The sequence below is a fragment of the Aeromonas sp. genome (genome assembly GCF_050252055.1).
Taxonomy (GTDB): domain Bacteria; phylum Pseudomonadota; class Gammaproteobacteria; order Enterobacterales; family Aeromonadaceae; genus Aeromonas; species Aeromonas caviae.
This window is the reverse complement of record NZ_JBFWLQ010000006.1, coordinates 41302-63517: the sequence shown is the minus strand read 5'-3', so window position 1 is coordinate 63517 and position 22216 is coordinate 41302. Positions and strand designations below refer to the sequence as shown.

Sequence of the window (22216 nt, the reverse complement as noted above, 5' to 3'; positions counted from 1 at the left end):
CGGCTATTATGGCGATCGCGACACAGGCTGTCAGCAGGGATCCGCACAAATGGCGTACTCTTAACCCAGGCTTTACAAAACCCACCTGTTATCATAGATTTGCTCGAAGTCTCCCCCGTGAGTGCTCTCGTGACTTCTTCGCTCTCCCTGGCGCTGCTGCAGCAGATCATCGACCAGTTACCCATGAATATCTTCTGCCGGGACAAGCACGGACGGTACCTGTTTGCCAACAAGGCATTCGCCAGGGAAGCCGGCCTGCAAGACCCGAGCGAACTCATTGGCAAGAGCGATGCCGAGATGCCCTGGGGGGATGTATTCCGGGAGGAAGATGACCGCCTGCTGGCCGACGGCAAACCCCTGCTGCACCAGCAGCTCCATTGCCACAGCGGCGAAGGCGCCAGCTGGATGGAGATCAACAAGGTTCCCCTGTATGACGAGCACGGCGACCCCATCGCCCTGTTTGCCATGGTCAGCGCCATCGATCAGCGCAAGGAGCTGGAGCAAACCTTCCGCCAGCAGCAGTTGCTGCAACGCCGCCTGCTGGATGCCATTCCCGACCTCATCCGTCTCGAGGATCACCAGGGCGTGCTCATCGACTGCAACCAGGCCTTTCTCGACTTCATGGGGCTGGTGGCAAGCGAGGCTCTGGGTCGGCGCGTCCCGCCCCGGTTGCCCGTCGAACAAACCCTGGGTCAGGGGGAGTATTGCGTGGTGGATGCCCAGGGCAGAGGCCGCCATCTGGAGGTCACCCGGGTCGAGGTGCCGGATGACGAGGGCAACTCCCTCGGCATCCTCACCCTGAGCCGCGACATCACCGGGCTGCGCACCACCCAGGCCCAGTTGCAGCAGGAGCAGCACTACGACAGCCTGACCGGCCTGCTCAAGCTCTCCCACTTCCTCCAGACCAGCCGTCATCTGGGCGCCCGCAAGGCCAGCCTGCTGCTGGTGGATCTGCAACATTTTCGCGAGATCAACGATCGCTTCGGTATCCGGGTCGCCGACCGCCTGCTGAGCCAGGTGGCCCGTCGCCTGCAACGACTGGCGCCGCCCCAGTCCCTGCTCTGTCGGGTCGCGGCGGATGACTTCGCCCTGCTGCTGCCCGAGCTCCCCCTCTCTCTGGATGCGTGGAGCCGCAACCTGCAGCAGGAGCTGATGACGCCCTATCAGGTGGAAGAACACAGGATCCAGATCCCGGTGTTCCTCGGCATCGCCCATGGCAAGGCCAAGGATGCCGAGCGTCTGCTGAGCCACGCCGAGGCCGCCCTGGCCCAGGGCAAGCGCCAGCAGCAGCACTGCACCCTGTTCGACCCCGCACTCGATGCCAAGCTCAAACGCCGCCAGCTCATCGCCGCCCAGTTGCCACTCGCCATCAAGTCCGCCGAACTGACCGCCGTCTACCAGCCCATCATCTGCACCCACAGCAACCGGCTGCACGGGGCTGAGCTGCTCTGCCGCTGGCCCCATCCCGAATTCGGCATGATCTCGCCGGACGAGTTCATCCCGCTGGCGGAGGAGCTGGGGCTCATCGGCCAGCTCGGCCAGCTGATGCTGGAGCTCGGCTGTGCCCAGCTTGCCCGCTGGCAGGTGGCGGCCCCGGATCTGGTGCTCTCCATCAACCTCTCGCCCCTGCAGTTCCGCGATCCCGAGCTCTGCCCGCAGATCTTCGACTGCATCGCGCGCCACGGGCTCGCCCCCTGGCAACTGGAGCTGGAGATCACCGAAGGGGTGCTGATGGAGAATGCCGACGAGATAGAGAGCAACCTGGCCAGCCTCATCGAGGCGGGCTTCCAGCTCGCCATCGACGACTTCGGCACCGGCTACTGCTCCCTCGCCTATCTTCCCAGGCTGCAGGTGGCGACCCTCAAGCTCGACAAAAGCTTCACCCAGGGGCTGGCCACCAACCAGGCCACCACCGCCATCGTGCGTTCCGTCATCGGGTTGGGCCATGAGCTTGGCATCAAGATCACCGCCGAAGGGGTGGAGACACCGGAGCAGCAGGCCTGGCTGGTGCAGGTCGGTTGCGATCGGCTGCAAGGCTATCTGTTCAGCCGCCCCCTCCCACCGGCCGAGTTTGCCCGCAGCTACCAGCTGCCGGAGCAGTAAGCCAGCAACAACAAGGCCACCCGAGGGTGGCCTTGTTGTTTTTGCAAAGCGTGCACTTACTCCTGGAAGTAGGTGCCCCAGCCGTCGTAGTCCACCCCGTATTTCTCGAGGATGGGCAGCATCTTCTCGATGTCGGCGACGATGGTGTCGATGTCCAGCTTGCACTCCACCATGGCGTCGAAACAGAAGATGGTGGCGCCGTCGTCCAGCTCCATCTCCTCGGCGTCGGTCACTTCGAAACCGGCCTTGAACAGATCGACCGCCGCCTTCTCCAGCAGATCGAACTTCTGGCAGGCAAAGTGGTGCTCAATCTCGTAATCCAGATCCGGGTTGCTGCCATCGGCCAGCAGCTCGTTGACGATGGCGGCGGTCTCTTCGCGCCACTCTTGCATATTGGTACTCATATAAACCCCAGGCGGTGTTGGATGGATGTCACCCCTGCCAGCCGCGTCGGCCCGGACCATGGCCAGGGGATGAGTGCGGCAAAGCATACCCGCAGAGCGCGGCAGGCTCAATCGATGGGCCAAGATAACTGGCGCCTCTTCCGGCTTGGCGCCAACGGGCAGCCAACGGGCAGCCCTCGGCACGTCAGGCAGCCCGCCATCCTTCATGATGTTCTGCTGGCCGTCGGCCCGCCCTGCCCCGCTGGCGCCCCTCTTTTCATGGTTAAAACGGGGAAACCGGTCCAATCACGGGAAGATTGCTCGGATATCGAGCGAACGGTACATCAATCTGCGGCCTGTGGTTGACACCTCAGTCCAGAAAGGGTTTAATGCGCGCCGTTGCCCAGATAGCTCAGTCGGTAGAGCAGGGGATTGAAAATCCCCGTGTCGGCGGTTCGATTCCGTCTCTGGGCACCAACTATTCCTCCTTAGTTCAGTCGGTAGAACGGCGGACTGTTAATCCGTATGTCACTGGTTCAAGTCCAGTAGGAGGAGCCAAATTCGAAAGGCCCGCTCAGATGAGCGGGCCTTTTTGCATCTGTCATTTACTCACATGCCGGGGCTAGTAGTGGTTTTCGTCCCCATGCCATACGTGTCCGGCCGAGCAGGCCCGGGCGACTTCGTGGCAGGGGTCGTCCGCATGGCGGCGGAAGAAGTGCTGATCCTGTTGCAGCAGGAGCGAACTCATCGAGTGGCTCATGCCAGCCAGTGCCTCGCCGGCGGTCAATCCTGCAACCCGGTGATCTGTGGCCAAATGAGCCAGGACTTTTTCACGACTGTTCATGATCGCCTCCCTCTGTGGATCCGGTCGTAAATTGACCATAGCAGCCGTGCTCTGCATACCGCAAACCCGCGTCAGCAAAGGGCTACAGGCAGGTCCCGACCTTCTGCTCCGGCATGAAAAAACCCGCTCATGACAAGCGGGTCTGTTTCACTCAGCTAACCGCCGTTGCAGGCCGCCAGCAACAGAGTGGCACCACAGGTGGCGCTGAACACCAGCAAACCCGCCTGCAGCACCCCCTCCGGATCCCTCTGTGTGCGTCTCTTGCGAACACGTATCCATCTCGGCTTCATCGAGCCAACTCCATCCAGTTTCCTGCACCCGGGGTGCTGACCTATCCCTGCCCATCCCGGCAGGCGGCTCATCTTTGTCCAGTTGCAGCCCGCCGTCAACCGCGGCGAAACCACACCTTGTACGACACCGACCTCAGGCTCCATCTCTGTTAACAATCTGGAAAACCGGCGTGACCCGCCCCTGCGCCAGGGCTATGATGAGGCCGACGATTTTCCTACCCTCAGGGAGACCCCAGATGAGCAGCCCCTTGCACTATGTGCTGGATGGCATCCATTGCGAGCCACACTTTTTTACCGTGCCCCTCGACCACCAGCATCCCGATGAGGAGGCGACCCTCACCCTGTTTGGCCGCACCCTCTGCCGCAAGGACAAGCTGGATGATGACCTGCCCTGGCTGCTCTATTTGCAGGGGGGCCCGGGCTTTGGCGCTCCTCGCCCGACCGCCGATGGCGGCTGGATCAAGCGGGCTCTGCAGGAGTTTCGGGTGCTGCTGCTCGATCAGCGCGGCACCGGCCACTCCACCCCCATCAGTGCTGACGCCCTGGCGGGGATGACCCCCGGTGAGCAGGCGGACTACCTCGGCCATTTTCGTGCCGACAGCATAGTGCGCGACGCCGAATGCATTCGCGAGGTGCTGAGCCCGGGGCGCCCCTGGAGCCTGCTCGGCCAGAGTTTCGGCGGCTTTTGCAGCCTCACCTACCTCTCGTTGTTCCCAAGGAGCCTGCACGAGGTCTACCTCACCGGCGGCGTGGCACCCATCGGGCGCAGTGCGGATGAGGTCTACCGCGCCACCTACCAGCGGGTAGCGGACAAGAACCGCGCCTTCTTCACCCGCTTCCCCCATGCCCAGGCCCTGGCCAACCGGCTGGCCAACCACCTGCACCACTACGATGTGCGCCTGCCCAACGGCCAGCGCCTGACGGTGGAGCAGTTGCAGCAGCAGGGGCTGGATCTGGGGGCCAGCGGCGCCTTCGAGGCACTTTACTACCTGCTGGAAGACGCCTTCATCGGCGAACGCCTCAACCCCGCCTTCCTCTATCAGATGCAGGCCATGCAGCCGTTCAACACCAACCCGGTGTTCGCCATCCTGCACGAGCTCATCTATTGCGAAGGGAGTGCCAGCAACTGGGCGGCCGAGCGGGTGAGAAGGGAGTTCCCTGCCCTGGCCTGGGCGCCCGGCAAAGATTTCGCCTTTACCGGCGAGATGATCTTCCCCTGGATGTTCGAGCAGTTCCGCGAGCTCATTCCCCTGAAGGAGGCCGCCCACCTGCTTGCCCAGAAAGCGGACTGGGGTCCCCTCTACGACCCGGCGCAGCTGGCCCGCAACACTGTGCCGGTGGCCTGCGCCGTCTATGCCGAGGACATGTACGTGGAGTTTGACTACAGCCGCGACACCCTGAAGGGGCTTGGCAACAGCCGCGCCTGGATCACCAACGAGTACGAACACAACGGCCTGCGGGTCGATGGCGAGCGGATCCTGGATCGGCTCATCCGCATGAACCGGGATCGCTGATCCCGCCGGGCGCACGCCCGCAGCAAGACAACAAGTTCGAGGGCGGCCCATGAGCCGCCCCGCCCATGGAAGCAACACAAAACAACAAGGACACCCATTGGATCATCCGGAAATCTCGGCCGGCTGGCTGAGTCGCCTCTTCTATCGCTGGACCGGCCCGCTGCTGCGCAAGGGGCTGACCCAGCCCCAGGTCAGTCTCGACGATCTCTATCCCCTGCTGCCGGAAGACAGGCGCGACGGCCGCGCCGACGCCTTCCTCGCGCTCACCGCCCGCCAGCCGGTGCGCCCCTGGCCCTTGACCGCCTTTATCTGGCGCCATTACAAGGGACGGATTGGCCTGCTCACCCTGCTGCAACTGCTCGGCATGCTCGCCACCCTGACCAGCCCCTGGCTGCTCAACCACAGCATGACCCAGCTCGGCACCGATGCCACCACCGGCCACAAGCTGCTGCTGGCCCTGGCCCTGTTCGCCTCCGTGCTCGCCGCCGGCATGCTGGCGGAGCACTCCCTGCAACTGGCCCTCAAGATGCACGTGCCCATCCGCCGTCTGCTGGCCGAATCCCTGCTCGCCAAGGTGATGAAGCAGGGTGGCAAGAGCTTCGACGACAGGGCCGGCGGCCGGGTTCAGAACCTCATCAACCGGGACGTGTGGGACATCACTTGGATCCTGGCTGACCCCGCCATGCCGGTCACCATGGCGCTGCAACTCATCGGCACCATCGCCCTGCTGGTGTGGCAGGTGGGCAGTGCCGGTCTGGTGGGCTTCGCGGTACTGGCCCTGCTGCTGCTCATTTCCACCCGGGTAGTACGGCGCATGAACCAGCAGGAGCAGCAGCTCAAGCGTCAACAGGACGAGCGCAACGGCATCCTGGCGGAATACATCAAGAAGCTGCGGCTGGTGCGCCAGAACGGGCTTGGCCCCTTCTTCACCCGGGCGGCCAACACCAAGCGCCAGCAGGAGCTGGGGGTGCTGGGCCGGGTGCTCAGGCTCGATGCCATCAACGAAGGGCTGATGCTGAGCACTCCCCTGCTGGTGACCCTGGCCACCTTCACCACCTACCTGGCGTCGGGCAACACCCTCACCCTGCCCCAGGTGTTCACCACCATCGCCCTGTTTACCGTGCTGCGCATTCCCATGATGCGACTGCCCTACCTCATCCGCACCCTGATCAACTTCAACACCGGCTTCAACCGGCTGTGCGAGTTCCTGAACAGCCCGGAGCAGCACCTGGAACTCGATGATCCCACCCTGCCGGCGGGGGCCCTCCACCTAGAAGGCGTCAGTGCCCTGCACCAGCAAAAACCGGTGCTCGAGGGAGCCAACCTCGCCATCGCACCGGGGGAGCTCGTGGGGATCACCGGGGCCACCGGGGCGGGCAAGAGCTGCCTGCTGCATCTGGTTGCCGGCTTTGACAGCGAGTTTGCCGGCAGCATCCGTCGCCACGGCCGGGTTGCCCATCTGGGCCATAAACCCTGGCTGATGAACGACACCATCCGCAACAACATCCTGTTCGGCCAGCCCTGGCACGCCGAGCGCTATCGTTGGGTGCTCGGCGCCTGCGCCCTCACGGCCGATCTCGCGCTGCTCAGCCACGGGGATCAAACCCTGGTGGGGGAGCTCGGCACCCGCCTCTCCGGCGGCCAGCAGCAGCGGGTCGCCCTGGCTCGCGCCCTCTACGCCCGGGCCGATATCCTCCTGCTGGACAACCCCTTGTCTGCGCTCGACCCCATGGTCGCGGCCCAGGTACTGGAGCAGGGGCTCGCCTTCAATCCGGGGCCGACCAGGCTCCTGGTGAGCCACGACCCGGATGTGCTGGCCAGGTGCGATCGGGTGATCCGCATCGAGCAGGGGCGCCTGGTGGAGCTCGATGCCCACCAGTTGGCGGATCTTGTCCAGCATCCCCAGCCCGCCCCGCCGGTGCCCCCTCAGGAGGCGGAGCAGTTCAGCGAGGAGAAAGTGGTGGAGGGCAAGGTGGACTGGGGACTGTTTGGCTTCATGTGGCAGCGCCTCGCCGCCCCCGGTGCCATCCTGCTCGTCCTGCTGCTCACCCTGGGCCAGGAAGGGCTGCGCATCGCCTCGGATCTCTGGCTCGGCGGCAAGGCCGAGGTGAGCGACGTCACGACCCTGCTCGGCATCTATGTGCTGCTGGGGGCGGGCTCCCTCGCCTGCATCATGGCGGTGCGGGTCATCAACTACAAACTCGGCCTCAAGCTGGCCTGGACCCTGTTTGACGGCATGCTGGGGCGCATCAGCCGCGCCCCCATGGCCTTCTTCGACAAGGTGCCCCAGGGGCGCATCCTCAACCGCTTCGACCGGGATCTGGGGGAGGCGCAGGAGATGCTGCTCTCCATGCTGGTGGGACTGTTCGGCATGCTGGTGTCCGTGGCCTTGCAGGTGGTGGTGATCGGCATCAATATTCCCCTGCTGCTGCTCATCGCCCCCCTGGTGGGATGGGCGCTCTATGTGTTGCAGCGCCGCTACCGGGCGGTGCAACTCAAGCTGCGGCGCCAGTCCTCGGTGCTGCGCTCCCCGCTCTACATCAGCATCAGCGAGACCATCCGCGGCGCCCCCGCCCTGCGCCTGGCCGGGGCCGAGCGTTTCGCGCTGGACCAGGTGCTGCACCACTATGACAACAACCTGCGCAGCTGGTACACCACCACCTCCATCAACCGCTGGCTCGGCATGCACCAGACCCTGCTCTCCGCCGCCCTGGTGGGGGCCGTGGCACTCATGGTGGCCTTTGGCAACAGCCCGCTGCTGGGGGCCGTGGCCATCACCTATGCCTTTACCGCTTCCGCCATGCTCAACTCCCTCATCCGCACCTTTGCCGAAGTGGAACAGGTGATGAACGCGGTGGAACGGGTGCGCGAATACAGCGAAATAGAGAGCGAGCGCCAGGAGGGAGAGGCCCTCGCCACCCCTCACCCCGCAGTGCGCTTCGACAACCTGGGGCTGCGCTACCCCCAGACCAGCCAGTGGGCACTGCACAAGGTGAACTTCGAGCTGGCCCCAGGTGAAAAGGTGGGTGTGTGCGGGCGTACCGGGGCAGGCAAAAGCTCCCTGCTGGGGGTATTGCAGGCCATGTATCCCGCCTCTCAGGGAGAGATCTTCTACGGCAATCAGCCACTGTCACGACTTGCACCGGAGGCGGTGCGCGACCTCTACGACACAGTCTCCCAGATCCCGCTCACCTTCTTTGGCACCTTGCGGGCCAATCTGACGCCCCTGGCCGAGCATGAGGACGCCGTGCTTGAGCAGGCGCTGGCCCGGGTGGGCCTCGCCGAGCGCTGCGCCGGGCGGCTGGATGAGGATCTCGACAGGCTGCAACTCTCCGCCGGCGAGACCCAGTTGCTGGTGATCGCCCGCATCCTGCTGTCGCGCCGACCGCTCATCGTGCTGGACGAGGCCACCTCGGACCTCGATCACGGCGGCATGCGCAAGATGGCGGAGCTGCTCTACCGCTACCGGCCGGAGGCCAGCTATCTGGTGATCGCCCACCACCTGGAGCCGCTCTTGTCGGTGGACAAGGTGGTGGTGATGGAGGCCGGCACCGTGGTGGAGCAGGGGTCGCCGGTGAGCCTGCTGGCCAACTCCCACTCCCGCTTCCACCAGCTGTTTGCCGGCCAGGTCAACCGTCAGGTGCCCCAGACGGCATGAGCACCAAAAATAACAAGGGCTGCCCCCGGGCAGCCCTTGTTGCTTGAGGAGAGCCTCAACGCTCCATGATCTGGGTGATGTCGTCCTTGTTGATATGCACTTCCCTCCCCTCTTCATCGTAATAGCGATACATGCCTGTGGTCTCGTCCAACCTGGGTTTGCTGTCGGTGGCAATCATCTTGCCATCCTTGGTGCTCATGATGTATTGGGAGCTGCACCCCGCCAATCCCAACAGACAAACCAGCATCATCACAGCTTTCATCACTCTCCCCTTCTTCACGCTCACCCTGGCGGTGATAGTTGAAGCCTAGCTCAGTGCGGGTTTCAGACTGCAGCAGCCACAAAATTAGAGCAAAAAGTCAACCCCACCAGACAAGATCCATACAAAACCCCCACACAGATACCAGAAACAAAGTCATTACGTCCGGCATGCTGAATTATCAACACGCAGTCACATACCCGGTCATTTATTGTGCCTTCTGTTCAAAGAAAGGAATAATCCGAGATTGGTCATAGGAATTGTCTGATATATGTTGCAAAAAAATACACTTTTGATAAATTTCCGCGCGGAAAACAAATCTCATAGTCATTGCCAATACAATCAACTATTTGACGCTTTGACCATCGGGATACGACGCACACTGTCGTCCAACCTGAAAAAAATAACAAAAAATACACATTCCATGCCGATTTGCCCTTCGGATGCGGTAGCCATGTCTTTTTATCCCTGACCAGCATGGACGTTGTGACACGCATAATGAGTGAAGGCACAATGATTGCCGTACACAGGGCAGCACACTGACCCCAAGTTCCAATCATGCCACCCCTGCCCCTGCGGGTGGTTTGCTCCTCATGCTGACAGCGCTGGGCATACCCGGACCTTCCATTACCTGGGTACCTTGCATATAAAAACGTCACACAAGCATGTTCTAATATACGGGGCTTGTTATTTTTCACGGATATATAAAGAAAGTCTAATTTACTCGATGACCGAGTAAACACCCTATTTATTACCCACCATCTTCAGCAATCTGAACAAACACATTGCAAGGCTTTACCTAAAATGAAATTTATAACAGCGCCATGGATATTAGCTGCGATTAGTTTAAATGTATTCGCTGCGCCGCAAATCAGCCCGCAGATGATGGAACAATTCAAGCGCCTGCCCGCTGATCAGCAACAGGCTCTGGCCAAGCAATACGGTATTTCTGTCGACCAGTTCCAGAATACCAGCGCCATGACCCCTGTCATCCCGTCAACACCGGTAGCGGCGCCACGGGAGGTCGACTATAGCCAGGTATCCCAGCGCCCGTTGATCGCAGGGGTAGCCCAGCCAGGGGAGCTTCAACCATTCGGTTACAATGTGTTCGCCGGTGAACCCATTCTGGATGCCCCCGTGACCGACATGCCTGTTGCTGATGATTATGTCATTGGCCCGGGGGATGAAATCCATGTGCAGCTGTATGGCAAGGAAAACGCGGTCTATGACCTGAGCGTCGGTCGCGAAGGCTTCATCGACTTCCCCAGTCTCGGTCCTATCTCTGCCAGTGGACTGACCTTCCAGCAATTCAGAAGCGACCTTGAAACCCGGATCAAGGAGCAGATGATAGGCGTCAATTCCTTCATCAGCTTTGGTTCCATGCGTGCCATGCAGGTATTTGTGATGGGGGATGCCTATCGCCCCGGTGCCTACAATGTCAGCGGCATGGCGACCGTCACCCAGGTCTTGCAGGCGGCTGGCGGCATCGACACCGTCGGCTCCCTGCGCAAGATCCAGGTCAAGCGGGCCGGACAGAAAGTCATCGATGTGGATCTGTACAAGATGCTGGTCTGGGGGGATACCAGCCAGGATATTCGCTTGCAGGCGGGGGATACCGTCTTCGTCCCGGCCAAAGGCAGTGAAGTGTCCATCAGCGGACTGGTCAAGCGCCCCGCCATCTACGAATTGAGAAATTCGGCGCCCCTGGCGGACGTGCTCGCCCTGGCCGGTGGCGTAAAGGCGTCCGCCTTGCAGGAAGTCTCGGTAGAACGTCATACAGACACCGGTCTGAAGGTCTTCAACCTGACGCTGGCCAATGGCCATGATCGTCAGTTCAGCATCCGGGACGGTGACAAGATTTCGGTCAAACCGAGCAGCACCGAGTACAGCCAGGCCATCGTCGTCAAAGGGGCCGTGGTACGTGATGGCGTCTACAGCTATACCCCGGGCACCCGCATCAGCAACCTGCTCAAGAGCGTTCAGCGGGATCTCCTATCAGCGACCGACCTGAGCTATGCCCTGGTCGTCAGGGAAGTGGATTCCCAACGCAATATCAGCGTGATCCAGTTCAACCTGGGCAAGGCGCTGCAACAGCCGGGCAGCAAAGACGACGTGGTACTCCAGGCCAGGGACCAGGTACTGGTGTTCCGCAACGATGCCACTGACCGGCTCAGAGAGACCGCCGCAACCTCGACAAGAGTGAAAGATCTCAAGACCAAGACGAGAGAGCTGGACAACGCAGCCATGATGCGGACCGACGTCTCCACAGGCGCCGATGTCAAGACCGACGAGCTCAGCAATGACTCTCAGATCAAGCTCTCCTCCCTGTCCGACAAGACCGCCACGGACGCAGTGGTCGCCGATTCACGGCAAGCCCTTCTGGCGCCTGTCATCGAGCGCCTGAAGGCACAGTCTACCCTGGGTCAGCCGGTGAAGATCATGGAAGTGCGTGGCGAAGTGAAATACCCGGGCCTCTACCCGCTGACCGACAACAGCCGCATGTCCGATGCCATCCTGGCCGCCGGCGGATTCAACGAGCAGGCCAACGTGGTCGAACTCTCCCGCGTCAATGAGCGGGGCGACAGCATCCTGGTACAGAACGAGCGATTCTCGCTGGATACCGCCAACAGCCCTTACGGTTCACCGCTGCTGCAATCCAAGGACAACATCAACGTCCTGCCCCATCCCCAATGGCGGGAAGAGGCGACCGTCCAGGTCTTCGGTGAAGTGAAATTCCCGGGCACTTACACCGTGCGCCGGGGAGAAAGTCTGCACGATCTGATCGAGCGAGTGGGTGGCATCACGACCTACGCCAACCCCAACGGGGCCATCTTCGCCCGCAAGGCCCTGCGCAAGCAGGAGGAAGAGCGGCTGGTGATGCTGCGCGATGAACTTCGCCAGGAGATCTCGACCATGACCTTGCGCAGACAGAGCACCATTGCCAACTACAGCAGCTCCCCTGCCGAAGCCATGTCGGTGGTCAACCAGCTGGAAAACAGCAAGGCCATCGGACGCATGACCATCGACATGCCAGCCCTGCTGGCCGGAGAGAAGCAGTCAGACGTCCTGCTTGAGGATGGCGACAAACTCTATATCCCGACCATGCAGAACGTGGTCTCCATCGCGGGCATGGTGCAGTTCCCCTCTTCCCATATCTACAAAGAGGAGACCAGCATCAACGAGTACATCAGCCTGGCCGGTGGTACCAAGAAGCAAGCCGATACCGATCGCGTCTATGTCATCAAGGCCAACGGCAGCGTGATGCTGCCCAGTGACAGCTGGTTTGGCGGACGCAAGAGCCTGGAGCCGGGGGACACCATCATAGTGCCGGTGGATTCCGACTATCTGGACAACCTGAGCATCATGTCTTCGGCGACCCAGATCATGTATCAGTTGGGCGTCGCCTGGTCCGCCATCAAGTAACGCGCTGGACGCGTCCAGTCATATTCCATAGGACTCATCACATCATCATGGAAGCACAAAAAGCGAACGTCATTCCCTTGCCGAGGGATCTTGCTCCGGCAAGCGATGAAATCGACCTGCGAGAGCTGGCTATTGCCCTGTGGCAAGGCAAGTGGTGGCTCCTTGCCACCACATTGATCGCGACCTGTCTCGCCGTTGCCTTCGCACTGTGGAGTCCCAACATCTATCGTGCCGAAGCGCTCCTGACCCCCTCCCTTGAACAACAGGGGGGAGGACTCTCCGCGCTGGCCTCCCGCTTCGGCGGGCTGGCCAGTCTGGCCGGGGTCGATCTGGGCAACAAAGGAGGAGACAAGGCTTCCATCGCCATCGAGGTGGGCAAGTCGCGGCTGTTTCTCGGGGAGTTCATTCGCCGCCATCAACTGGCCGTCCCCCTGATCGCCGCCACCGGCATGGATAAAACCACGGGGGAGCTGCTCATCGACCCCAAAGTCTATGACACCCAAGCCCAACAGTGGGTCCGCGAGATGCCGCCCGGCAGGTCTCCCGAGCCCACTGACTGGGAGCTCATCAAGGCGTTCAGGAGCCTGGTCAATCTCAATAGCGACCCCAAGACAGGGCTGCTGACCGTCAGCGTCGACTTCTACTCCCCGCAACTGGCAAAACAGTGGGTGGACTGGTTGATCGACGATCTCAACAGCACCATGAAACAGCGGGATCAGGAGGAGTCAAAACGCAATATCGCCTATTTGACCGAACAACTCTCCAAGACTTCCGTTGCCGATATGCAGAAAGTCTTTTATCAATTGATAGAAGAGCAGACCAAAACCTTGATGCTCGCCGAAGTCAATCAGGAATATGTCTTTAAAGTGCTTGACCCTGCCGTTATCGCCGAAGAGAAAATAAAGCCGAAACGGGCACTCATCGTCGTATTGGGTGCCCTCTTGGGCGGCATGTTGGGGGTAATGATAATTTTGGTTCGATTTGCATTCCGTCATGATAAAAAATAATGGACGCAAATTGATCAAAAACGATGGCTTGCCATCACAATAGAGTAGAACGATCGTCGACTATTCTGATTTTATAAGGGAAATATATGAAGAAGAGTGTTTTGATTATGACTGCACTGCTGGCCCTGTCCAGCCCGACCATGGCTGCTGAAGAAACCGCTGCTGGCGCAGGCTCCAGCACTGGTGGCGCCGCTGCTGGTGCCGGTGCTGCTGGCAGTGCTGCTGTCGGTGGCATCACCGCTGGTGCCATCGCCGTTGGCGTAGCCGCTGCTGCTGCCATCGGTGTTGCCGTTGCCGTTGCCAGCAACAACAACGATGACAACTCCTCGACTGTCACCAGCACAGCTCGTTGATATAATGAAATAAAGACTGCCTCAGGGCAGTCTTTATTATTTCTCTATTTATTCAGTGATGCTTTCATGCTAATCAAGCGCATTCTTTTATTGCTATCAATGTTGTTGTTTGGCTGTGCAGACAGCAACGTTGATAGCTATCAACAGCTCAAATATATCTTCACTGCGGATAATGAGATAACCATTACCCCGGAAGCCATCGAGAAGCTGCCCTATGCCAGTGCATTGCTCACCATTGACGACAGACCCACTGTATTTCTCGTGCTTGCCTTTGCCGACGGAGATCGCCTCTCCTGGGTCAGCAGCGACAGAGGCTTGATAGTGACCGAACATGGTCGAATTACCAAGACGCTCAAGCTGGATAATGATCTTCGCTATTTCGCCGCCACCATGGCTGATCCCTTGAGTCAGGCCGTCATTCCGGGCGATGCCCAATTCAGTTATCTGGCCGAATGGGCGCAACTTCGCCACAGCGGAAGAAACCTCCACACCACCTTCAAACAGCTGGCTGATGAAAATCTGGATATCAATGGCGCCGTGCTGACGACCTCCCTCTACGAAGAGACGGTCCAGTCGGGGAAGGATGACCTGACGTGGCAAAATTATTACTGGCTGGACAAAAAGACGGGCCTGGTCAGAAAAACCATTCAGCACATCGGCCCTGACAACAGCACCATCGAGATGGTCTTCACCAAGCCCTATGCACCATGAAAAAAATCATACTCTCGCTTCTGATTGGCTATGCCCCATGGCTTCATGCCGACAGCATCACCCGGGTGATGGTCGGCCATGCCAGCAAGACCACCATTTCCCTCTCCGATAGCCAGCGTCTGGAACAACTGTTGAATGCGCCCGGCTTGCCCGGCGACGTCTACTGGCCTGCCGCCATCATCTCCTCCCCCGCCCAAGATGAGTCTGCACAGCAAGCCAAAGAACAGCTGCTCAGCGATCTGAAAGCCCTCCAGGTTTTCTGGATGAGAGCGCATCAGGGCGGTCTGGTTCAGGCCACCCAGCAACTGCTGCGCGAGCTGGATCAGCTCGATGTGGCCGGCCGGATTGACATCAAGCTGGATCCGGATCTCAGCAGAGTGGAGCCTGCAAACAACCCTCGTCTGTCTGGCGACTATTCTCTCTATCTCTCTCGCAGGCCATCCAGCCTCTACCTGCTGGGATTGATCAACAGTCGCAGGTCCATGCCCCATGAACCCGCCAAGGGGCTGGCTGAATATTGGCAGGGCCACAGTCTGCTACCCGGCGCCAACCCTGGCGAGGTCTATCTCATCCAGCCGGATGGCCGCGTCCAGTTGTCCCCCGTCGCGGTGTGGAACGAATACCATATCGAGCCCATGCCGGGTGCAACCCTGTTTGCCGGTTTCGATCCGGCGCTGTTGCCTGCCCAATTCAAGAACATCAATCTCCGTATTGCCGACATGATTGCTAATCGGATACCCGAGTAATGCTGACCAGAATCGCCACTCTCTCGCTGCTTGCCTCCCCCTTCGCGTTTGCCAACACGGACAGCTTCTTGCCTCTCCTCCCCACCCAGAGTGATTTTGGTGGCGTGGGCCTGCTCCAGATGCCGACGGCACGCATGGCTCCGGAAGGCGAGTTTTCATTCAACTACATGGATGACCAGGAATACCGGCGCTGGTCCATCTCCATGCAGCCATTCTCCTGGCTGGAAGCCACCCTGAGATACACCGACATTCGCACCCGGCTCTACAGCAATGACGAGAATTTCAGTGGCGACCAGACCTACAAGGACAAGGGGCTGGATGTCAAAGCCCGACTCTGGACCGAATCCACCTGGCGCCCACAGGTCTCTGTGGGCCTGCGCGATGTGATGGGGACCGGGCTCTTTGACAGCGAATACATCGTCGCCAGCAAACGCTACAAGAACCTTGATTTCACCCTGGGAATGGCGTGGGGAAACATGGGTCAGAGCGGCAACATCAAGAACCCCTTCTGTGAAGTCCGTGAAGGCTGGTGTCAGCGTGATGACGGCTTCTCGGGCAGCGGCGGCAAGTTTGAATTCGGCAGCCTGTTCCATGGCCCGGCGGCCCTCTATGGAGGGATAGAGTACCAGACCCCCTGGCAGCCCCTCAGGCTCAAGCTCGAATACGAGGGCAACGACTATAGTCACGAGTCGGCGGGGGCCATCGTTCAGAGCACTCCCATCAATGTGGGCATTGTCTACCAACCTTACGATGTGTTCGACATGCACCTCAGCTATCAGCGCGGCAATACCCTGATGTGGGGGCTGACATGGCATACCAACTTCAACGACCCCTCCCTGTCGCTGCCCAAGGTCATGGATCCCCCCCTTCCGGCCTATCAGGCCAGCCAGGTCGACTCTCTGGAGCAGGTCGACTGGTCGACGCTCTCTTCCCAGCTGGCCAGCAATGGGGGCTGGCAACAGACCTCACTCTACAGTGATAAGGAGACCCTGACGCTGGAGGCAGAGCAGACCCGATACAGGGATCAGGCCCAAAGCGAGCAGCGAGCCACCCTGCTGGCCGTCAATGCCCTGCCTTCCACGGTGAAAGAGCTGCGCATCATCGAGCAGAAGCAGGGGATGCCCCTGCAGGAGAGCCGAGTCGATCTCGACTCCGTGCGTCGTGCCAACAGCGATCTCCCCCTCGGCCAGACACAAGAGATCGAGGTCAGCCGCCAGCCACCGGCCCCCGTCGAAGGCACACTGCGCCATGGAGCCGAACCCCGCTCATGGGATTTCAAGATAGTGCCCAAGCTGAGCCAGTCCATCGGGGGAGCCGAGAGTTTCTACATGTACCAGCTCGGGTTGAATGCCAACACCGACTGGCACATGACCGAGCACGACTGGGTGAGCAGCACCGTCTTCGTCAACCTCGTCAACAACTACGACAAGTTCAATTACACCGAGCCGCCGCCCGATGGAGAGGCCCTGCCCCGGGTCCGTACCTGGGTGCGGGAGTACGTGACGTCATCGAATGTACTGCTCAACAACCTGCAGCTCACCCACATGGACAAGTTTGCCGATGGCTGGTACGGCCAGGCCTATGGCGGTTATCTGGAGATGATGTATGCCGGTGTCGGCGGGGAGGCCCTGTATCGCCCCTTCAACCGCAACTGGGCCATCGGCGCCGATCTCAACCTGGTCAGGCAGCGGGACTGGGAGAACACCCTCCAGCTCGCCGATTACCAGATCGCCACCGGCCATGTCACCACCTACTGGCAACCGGCGTTTCTGGACAAGGTGACCGCCCAGATCTCGGTAGGTCGCTACCTCGCGGGGGACTATGGCGCCACGTTCAACTTCGCCAAGACCTTTGATTCGGGGATCAGCGCCGGTTTCTTTGCCACCTTCACCAATGTGTCGGCAGAAGAGTACGGCGAAGGGAGCTTCACCAAGGGCCTCTACATCACCATCCCGTTCGACCTGATGATGTTCAAGTCCACCATCGACAGCGCCAACATCAGCTGGGTTCCCCTGACCCGGGACGGCGGCCAGATGCTGTCGAGGAAGTACGGCCTCTACGACCAGACCAGCGTGGCCTCCTTCTGATCCCGGTTCACCATGCCTTGCAGACAAAAAAAGCACCTTCCATGAAGGTGCTTTTTTATTTCCGCTGCTCGGCATTGCCGTCTCAGTTGCCCGGCTTGCGCTCGCCGGTGACGGTGGGGTTGGCCGGATCCATGCTCCACTCGTACCAGCCGCCGTCGTAGACGCTGATCCGCTTCCAGTCCATCAGCCAGGCGTAGAAGAACGCCTCGGAGGCGCGCCAGCCGGTCCCGCAGTAGAAGGCGGCCTGCTGGGTCGGCTCGATATTCCACTCATCCCACATGGCGAGGATCTCGCGGGCGGGCTTCATGGTGCCGTCCGGGTTGTGGAAGTCGCTCATGCTGTTGGCATCCACCCCGCCATGACCCCATCTGGCCCCGGGAATGTCCCCCTTGGGCTTGATGTAGCTGTAGCCCGAGGTATTGCCCACGAACTCGTCCCAGGTGCGCACGCTGACCAGAGCGCCGTCCGGTTGCTTGAGCAGGGCCTTGGCCTGGTCAAGGGTGGTGTAGAACTCGGGACGGGCGGGGATGGCCACGCCAAACTCCCTGGCCGGTTTGAAGGTATTGGCCAGACCGGTCTCGGTGCGCAGATGCTGCACGAACCAGGCCTCCAGCCCGCCGTCCAGCAGCCGCACATCCTCGACCCCCGCATACATCATCAGATGGGCCGCACGGGCCGCCGCCATGGTGTTGCGGCCATAGAGGATGACGGTGGTGTCATGACGGATGCCGTTCTCCAGCAGCAGCGCCTTGAGCGCCTCGTCAGAGACCTTGTTCCACAGCGGCTCCCCTTCCAGCCGGTTGGTGTCGATGTAGCCGGCTCCCGGAATGTGGCTCAGCAGATAGGCCTTGGGGGATCCCCAGTCCACCTCGAACACCTTCCACTCCCCCTTGGGGGCGGCGATGACCGGCTTGCCTGCCTGCAAGTCTGCCAGCCAGAGCGGATGGACCAGCTGCTGCCAGCGTGCCAGATGCTCCCGGGGCGCCTCTTTCCATTCCTGCAGCTCGAACAGCTGCTTGATGCCCTGCTGGCGCAGCAGACGGGCCACCTCGGCCACCTCGCGAGGGGTGCCATAGAGGGCGACGGGTTTGTCGGCCTTCAGCCCCTTGCTCGCAAGCGCCACAGGCCACTCCTCGTCACTGTATTTCCACTCTGCGGAGAGCAGCTCGGCACCGGCCACATGGCCCCCCTGCTTCTCCCCGTCCATGGGCCAGCCCTGGTAGAAATAGCTCGGGCGGGTATCCAGGATCACCGCCTCCTTCCCCTTGGCATCCGCCAGGGAGAGCGGGGGCAGCTCGGCGGCCAGCACGGGCCAGGCACACCAGAGCAGCAAGGCGGTCAGGCAGCTTCGCCACAGTCCAGTCATTCGTTTCATGATGTCGTCTCGATGCATAGTGAAGAGAGTTAAAAAATGGAGCGGCCCAGGCGCTCGGCCAGCAGCTCCAGCGCCGCCGTCCCGGCCAGGGAGTTGCCCGCCTTGTTGAGCTCGGGTGACCAGACGCAGATGGAAAGCTCTCCCGGGATCAGCGCCATGATGCCGCCCCCCACCCCGGATTTCCCCGGCATGCCGACCCGGTAGGCGAAGTCGCCCGCCTCGTCATAGAGGCCGCAGGTGGCGAGCAGGGCATTGACCTGCTTGGTGGTCCGGGCCGGCAGCAGGGGCGTGCTCTCGCCAAGAGGGACGCCCCGGTTGGCCAGATAGACGAAGGCTCGTGCCAGATCGACGCAGCTCATGCGGATGGCGCAGGCATTGAAGTAGCTCTGCAATACCTTGTCCACCTCGTTCTCGAAGTTGCCATAGGCCTTCATCAGATAGGCGATGGCGGCATTGCGGGCGGAGTGCTGGTACTCGGAGCGCGCCACCACCTGATCCGCCATGATGGCCGGGTTGCCGCACAGGCGGCGCACCAGCTCCAGAGTGCGTTGGCGAGGAGCGGTGAGCCGGGTTTCCAGCAGATCGCTCACCACCAGGGCACCGGCGTTGATGAAGGGGTTGCGGGGAATGCCCTGCTCGAACTCCAGCTGGACGAGGGAGTTGAACGGCTGACCGGAGGGCTCCTTGCCCACCCGAGCCCAGATCTCCTCCTCCTGATAGAGGGTCAAGGCCAGCGTGAGGCTCAGGGCCTTGGAGATACTCTGGATGGAGAAGGGCTCGAAAGCGTCACCTGCGGTGAACAATTCCCCTTCAACGGTACAGACCGCGATCCCCAGCCGGTCGGCAGGCACCTGGGCCAGGGCGGGAATGTAATCGGCCACCTTCCCCTGCCCGAGCAGCGGACGCACCTCTTCCAGGATGCCGGCCAGTAATTCGGATGACAACACCATTGGCTATTCCATGACGTGAAACGAGGCGGGGCCAGCCCACCGACAAAAATCCCGCCGGCGGCGGGATTTTCTATCTGCCCGGGAGGCAGTCAGATATCAGGCCGGCTCGCCGTACCAGAGATCGAACAGCTCGGTGACCACCACGGCCTCCAGCCCTTTGCCTTGCAGCCAGGTCTGAACGGCGGAACGGTCTTCGTCGGTGCACTTGCCGAGCTGCTGGGTGCAGATCATCCCTTCCCAGGCCAGGTGACCCGAGCCGGCGAAGGCCAGCTTGCGAGGCTCAATCACCTCGTCGATCAGCGCATCGACCACGGCATCAATGGTCTCTTCGGCGGTGCCGACCGGGAAGTTGAAACTGATGTCGAACCCCATTTCCTGGAATTCATCGACGCGCAGTTTCTTGCGCAGACGGCGGCTACGGTTGGCCATGATAGCTCCTTAGTTGATACGTTGACTCAGTTGACTCGTTTGAAAATCAGATCCCAGACACCGTGGCCCAGACGATGGCCACGCTGCTCGAATTTGGTCAGGGGGCGCCAGTCGGGACGGGGCACCCAGTTGCCGGTGGCGGAGGTGTTCTCGTACCCCTCGGCGGCGCTCATCACCTCCAGCATGTGCTCGGCGTAGTTCTCCCAGTCGGTGGCCATGTGGAAGACGCCACCGATGGCAAGCTTCTGGCGGATATCCTGGGCAAAGGCAGGCTGCACGATGCGACGCTTGTGGTGGCGGCTCTTGTGCCAGGGGTCCGGGAAGAAGAGCTGCAGGCAGGAGAGAGAACCGTTCGGGATCATGTGCTCCAGCACTTCCACCGCATCGTGGCAGATGACGCGCAGGTTGGTGACGCCCGCCTCCTGGGCGGTGCCAAGGCAGGCGCCCACACCCGGAGAGTGCACCTCGATGCCGATGAAGTTCTTCTCGGGGGCGTTCTTGGCCATCTCCACCAGGGAGGCGCCCATGCCGAACCCGATCTCCAGCACCACGGGTGCCTCGCGGCCAAACAGGGCCACCATGTCGAGCGGCTCTGGTGCGAAATCGATGCCCATGACCGGCCAGAGCTCTTCCAGGGCCTTCTCCTGCCCTTTGGTCAGGCGGCCTTCGCGACGGACGAAGCTGCGGATCTTGCGCATGAACTTGCCGTCTTCGTTAAACACATCTTGGGTCACAGACATAGTAAATTGCTCGTTATTGCATCGCTCTGGAACAGAGCCGACATAAATGGATCGCTCGTTATTGCATCAGTTCGCAAAAACAGGGGAGCGAATTATCCCAAGATAGGCACAAGGCGCAAGTGTTTCCCACAACAAATCCCCCGGGACTGCCCACTTCCACCGGCAAGGTTGACAAATGCCACCCCCTTCACAGAATCTGCCGGACGTCGGGTTCATCCTGACGCGGAAAAATAAAACCATATACAACAAAGGATTGCAGTATGAAGAAAACCCTGTTGGCCCTTGTCCTGCCTGCCCTGCTGGCCGGTTGCAACCCCTCTGACAACGACTCCCAACCCCCTGCCCCCGCCGCTCAGGCCCATGAATTTCTGGTGCAACTGAGCTCTGGCGCAGAAGGGATAGGCGCTCGTCCCACGGGCACCGAGGCCGAAACCCGCGCCGCCGCCTGGATCCAGGATCATCTGGCCGGCTGGGGTTACGAGGTGCAGAACCAGCCATTCACCTACACCCGGGGCGGCACAGACCGAACCTCCCAGAACATCGTCGCCGAGCTCAAGGGTCAGAGCGACAGGGTGATCCTCATCGGTGCCCACTATGACAGCACCGGCGAGAAGAAAGGATCCGAAGGCGCCACCGACAACGGGGCCGGCGTCGCCGCCCTGCTGGCGGTTGCCGAGGCACTCAAGGGAGAGACCCTGCCCTACACGGTGCGCTTCGCCTTCTTCGGCGCCGAGGAAAACGGCCTCAACGGCTCCAAAGCCTATGCCGCCAGTCTCGACACCGATGCCGTCGCCAAGCTGCTGGCCATGGTGAACTACGACACCATCGCCGGGGGTGACATCGTCTATGTCCACTCGGCCCACTCCGACGTGGCCGAGTACAACTGCGCCGACCCGAGCCGCTACAGCTTCGATCCCAAGGTGCGCGATCGCCTGCTGGCCATCTCCCAGCAGACCGCCACCCCGTTCGCCATCCACCCCAGCTACAGCGGCTACCCGGAAGGGGAGACCGGCAGCTGGTCCGATCATGCCCCCTTTGCCTGCCTGGGGGTGCCCATCGCCTACGTGGAGGCCACCAACTTCACCATCAACGGGGAAGATGGCTATGACGGCTACTCCCAGAGCACCAATCCGGCGCTGTGGGACTGCTACGACGACGCCACCAAGAGCGCCTGCGACCGGGACAGCGAGACTCAGTGGGGCAAGATCTGGCACACGGAGCATGATCGCCTCGACAAGATGGCCGAGCTCTTCCCGGGCCGGATCGAGCAGCAGCTCGGGGCCAATACCGACCTGATGATCCGCTTCCTCAAGGCGCCGGGGCTCTGACCCCCATCCCGCCCGA

18 protein-coding genes and 2 tRNA genes are annotated in these 22216 nt (G+C 61.1%); 12 read left to right on the top strand and 8 right to left on the bottom strand.

The features are described 5' to 3' along the window. Positions 1-129: 129 nt before the first annotated feature. A complete protein-coding gene (locus AB7E19_RS12155; protein WP_053288764.1) occupies positions 130-2103 on the top strand; it encodes a sensor domain-containing protein in 1974 nt (657 codons plus the stop codon). A gap of 56 nt (positions 2104-2159) precedes the next feature. Here AB7E19_RS12155 and rraB read toward each other — a convergent pair whose 3' ends face one another. Next, entirely contained in the window at positions 2160-2495 is a 336-nt protein-coding gene (gene rraB, locus AB7E19_RS12150; protein ID WP_010675493.1) for a ribonuclease E inhibitor RraB, read from the bottom strand. A 392-nt stretch (positions 2496-2887) separates the two neighbouring features. Here rraB and AB7E19_RS12145 point away from each other — a divergent pair. Together AB7E19_RS12145 and AB7E19_RS12140 are read left to right on the top strand one after the other, a co-directional pair. Beyond that, positions 2888-2963 (top strand) — tRNA-Phe (locus tag AB7E19_RS12145). 5 nt (positions 2964-2968) lie between these two features. Then, positions 2969-3044 (top strand) — tRNA-Asn (locus tag AB7E19_RS12140). Between the two features lie 64 nt (positions 3045-3108). On the opposite strand, the gene AB7E19_RS12135 is transcribed toward AB7E19_RS12140, so the two are convergent. Together AB7E19_RS12135 and AB7E19_RS12130 are read right to left on the bottom strand one after the other, a co-directional pair. Continuing rightward, positions 3109-3234, bottom strand: a complete 126-nt coding sequence (locus AB7E19_RS12135; protein ID WP_257713785.1) for a hypothetical protein — start codon at positions 3232-3234, stop codon at positions 3109-3111. Positions 3235-3485: 251 nt separating this feature from the next. After that, positions 3486-3620, bottom strand: a complete 135-nt coding sequence (locus AB7E19_RS12130; protein ID WP_081000980.1) for a hypothetical protein — start codon at positions 3618-3620, stop codon at positions 3486-3488. A gap of 236 nt (positions 3621-3856) precedes the next feature. Here AB7E19_RS12130 and AB7E19_RS12125 point away from each other — a divergent pair, with 236 nt between their 5' ends. Beyond that, positions 3857-5134 carry an alpha/beta fold hydrolase gene (locus AB7E19_RS12125; protein WP_322131715.1) on the top strand — a complete coding sequence of 426 codons (1278 nt, stop codon included), beginning with the start codon at positions 3857-3859 and terminating at the stop codon, positions 5132-5134. A gap of 97 nt (positions 5135-5231) precedes the next feature. Beyond that, positions 5232-8792 (top strand): ATP-binding cassette domain-containing protein, encoded by a 3561-nt coding sequence (locus AB7E19_RS12120; RefSeq protein ID WP_322131716.1) that lies wholly within the window; start codon positions 5232-5234, stop codon positions 8790-8792. Between the two features lie 55 nt (positions 8793-8847). On the opposite strand, the gene AB7E19_RS12115 is transcribed toward AB7E19_RS12120, so the two are convergent. Continuing rightward, a complete protein-coding gene (locus AB7E19_RS12115; RefSeq protein WP_041215736.1) occupies positions 8848-9054 on the bottom strand; it encodes a YgdI/YgdR family lipoprotein in 207 nt (68 codons plus the stop codon). Between the two features lie 879 nt (positions 9055-9933). On the opposite strand from AB7E19_RS12115, the gene AB7E19_RS12110 reads away from it, so the two are divergent. The 6 genes from AB7E19_RS12110 (at position 9934) to AB7E19_RS12085 (ending at position 17378) form a co-directional block, all read left to right on the top strand. Further along, the gene (locus AB7E19_RS12110; RefSeq protein ID WP_261999409.1) at positions 9934-12474 is read left to right on the top strand and encodes an SLBB domain-containing protein; all 2541 of its coding nucleotides are present in this window, start codon (positions 9934-9936) and stop codon (positions 12472-12474) included. A 47-nt stretch (positions 12475-12521) separates the two neighbouring features. Next, positions 12522-13481 (top strand): Wzz/FepE/Etk N-terminal domain-containing protein, encoded by a 960-nt coding sequence (locus tag AB7E19_RS12105; RefSeq protein WP_261999410.1) that lies wholly within the window; start codon positions 12522-12524, stop codon positions 13479-13481. A 107-nt stretch (positions 13482-13588) separates the two neighbouring features. Further along, positions 13589-13834, top strand: coding sequence for a hypothetical protein (locus AB7E19_RS12100; RefSeq protein WP_319859048.1), 246 nt, complete (start codon positions 13589-13591; stop codon positions 13832-13834). A gap of 66 nt (positions 13835-13900) precedes the next feature. Continuing rightward, on the top strand, positions 13901-14545 hold the full coding sequence (locus tag AB7E19_RS12095; RefSeq protein ID WP_319859047.1) for a YjbF family lipoprotein: 645 nt from the start codon (positions 13901-13903) through the stop codon (positions 14543-14545). Then, positions 14542-15291 (top strand): capsule biosynthesis GfcC family protein, encoded by a 750-nt coding sequence (locus AB7E19_RS12090; RefSeq protein WP_041212433.1) that lies wholly within the window; start codon positions 14542-14544, stop codon positions 15289-15291. Before AB7E19_RS12095 ends, AB7E19_RS12090 begins: the two co-directional genes overlap by 4 nt. Next, positions 15291-17378, top strand: coding sequence for a YjbH domain-containing protein (locus AB7E19_RS12085; RefSeq protein ID WP_322131717.1), 2088 nt, complete (start codon positions 15291-15293; stop codon positions 17376-17378). The genes AB7E19_RS12090 and AB7E19_RS12085 overlap by 1 nt, the downstream gene beginning before the upstream one ends. Before the next feature lie 82 nt (positions 17379-17460). Here the strand turns inward: AB7E19_RS12085 and AB7E19_RS12080 are convergent, their stop codons facing one another. The 4 genes from AB7E19_RS12080 to trmB all read right to left on the bottom strand — a co-directional run bounded on the left by AB7E19_RS12080 (position 17461) and on the right by trmB (position 20872). Beyond that, positions 17461-18744, bottom strand: a complete 1284-nt coding sequence (locus tag AB7E19_RS12080) for a sulfurtransferase (protein ID WP_409070736.1) — start codon at positions 18742-18744, stop codon at positions 17461-17463. 38 nt (positions 18745-18782) lie between these two features. Beyond that, positions 18783-19703: a glutaminase B gene (gene glsB, locus AB7E19_RS12075; protein ID WP_010675499.1), complete on the bottom strand. Its 921-nt coding sequence runs from the start codon at positions 19701-19703 to the stop codon at positions 18783-18785. Positions 19704-19799: 96 nt separating this feature from the next. Further along, positions 19800-20132 carry a YggL family protein gene (locus AB7E19_RS12070; protein WP_039040181.1) on the bottom strand — a complete coding sequence of 111 codons (333 nt, stop codon included), beginning with the start codon at positions 20130-20132 and terminating at the stop codon, positions 19800-19802. A 26-nt stretch (positions 20133-20158) separates the two neighbouring features. Beyond that, on the bottom strand, positions 20159-20872 hold the full coding sequence (trmB, locus tag AB7E19_RS12065; RefSeq protein WP_010675501.1) for a tRNA (guanosine(46)-N7)-methyltransferase TrmB: 714 nt from the start codon (positions 20870-20872) through the stop codon (positions 20159-20161). Positions 20873-21132: 260 nt separating this feature from the next. Here trmB and AB7E19_RS12060 point away from each other — a divergent pair, with 260 nt between their 5' ends. Next, positions 21133-22200, top strand: coding sequence for a M28 family metallopeptidase (locus tag AB7E19_RS12060; RefSeq protein WP_042014277.1), 1068 nt, complete (start codon positions 21133-21135; stop codon positions 22198-22200). Positions 22201-22216 lie beyond the last annotated feature (16 nt).

What these genes read in the sequence shown, in the direction of transcription:
- rraB (WP_010675493.1), bottom strand. Translation starts at nt 2,495, where the DNA reads ATGCAAGAGTGGCGCGAAGAGACCGCCGCCATCGTCAACGAGCTGCTG.
- AB7E19_RS12135 (WP_257713785.1), bottom strand. Translation starts at nt 3,234, where the DNA reads ATGAGTTCGCTCCTGCTGCAACAGGATCAGCACTTCTTCCGCCGCCAT.
- AB7E19_RS12130 (WP_081000980.1), bottom strand. Translation starts at nt 3,620, where the DNA reads ATGAAGCCGAGATGGATACGTGTTCGCAAGAGACGCACACAGAGGGAT.
- AB7E19_RS12125 (WP_322131715.1), top strand. Translation starts at nt 3,857, where the DNA reads ATGAGCAGCCCCTTGCACTATGTGCTGGATGGCATCCATTGCGAGCCA.
- AB7E19_RS12115 (WP_041215736.1), bottom strand. Translation starts at nt 9,054, where the DNA reads ATGAAAGCTGTGATGATGCTGGTTTGTCTGTTGGGATTGGCGGGGTGC.
- AB7E19_RS12110 (WP_261999409.1), top strand. Translation starts at nt 9,934, where the DNA reads ATGATGGAACAATTCAAGCGCCTGCCCGCTGATCAGCAACAGGCTCTG.
- AB7E19_RS12105 (WP_261999410.1), top strand. Translation starts at nt 12,522, where the DNA reads ATGGAAGCACAAAAAGCGAACGTCATTCCCTTGCCGAGGGATCTTGCT.
- AB7E19_RS12100 (WP_319859048.1), top strand. Translation starts at nt 13,589, where the DNA reads ATGACTGCACTGCTGGCCCTGTCCAGCCCGACCATGGCTGCTGAAGAA.
- AB7E19_RS12095 (WP_319859047.1), top strand. Translation starts at nt 13,901, where the DNA reads ATGCTAATCAAGCGCATTCTTTTATTGCTATCAATGTTGTTGTTTGGC.
- AB7E19_RS12090 (WP_041212433.1), top strand. Translation starts at nt 14,542, where the DNA reads ATGAAAAAAATCATACTCTCGCTTCTGATTGGCTATGCCCCATGGCTT.
- AB7E19_RS12085 (WP_322131717.1), top strand. Translation starts at nt 15,291, where the DNA reads ATGCTGACCAGAATCGCCACTCTCTCGCTGCTTGCCTCCCCCTTCGCG.
- AB7E19_RS12080 (WP_409070736.1), bottom strand. Translation starts at nt 18,744, where the DNA reads ATGACTGGACTGTGGCGAAGCTGCCTGACCGCCTTGCTGCTCTGGTGT.
- glsB (WP_010675499.1), bottom strand. Translation starts at nt 19,703, where the DNA reads ATGGTGTTGTCATCCGAATTACTGGCCGGCATCCTGGAAGAGGTGCGT.
- AB7E19_RS12070 (WP_039040181.1), bottom strand. Translation starts at nt 20,132, where the DNA reads ATGGCCAACCGTAGCCGCCGTCTGCGCAAGAAACTGCGCGTCGATGAA.
- trmB (WP_010675501.1), bottom strand. Translation starts at nt 20,872, where the DNA reads ATGTCTGTGACCCAAGATGTGTTTAACGAAGACGGCAAGTTCATGCGC.
- AB7E19_RS12060 (WP_042014277.1), top strand. Translation starts at nt 21,133, where the DNA reads ATGAAGAAAACCCTGTTGGCCCTTGTCCTGCCTGCCCTGCTGGCCGGT.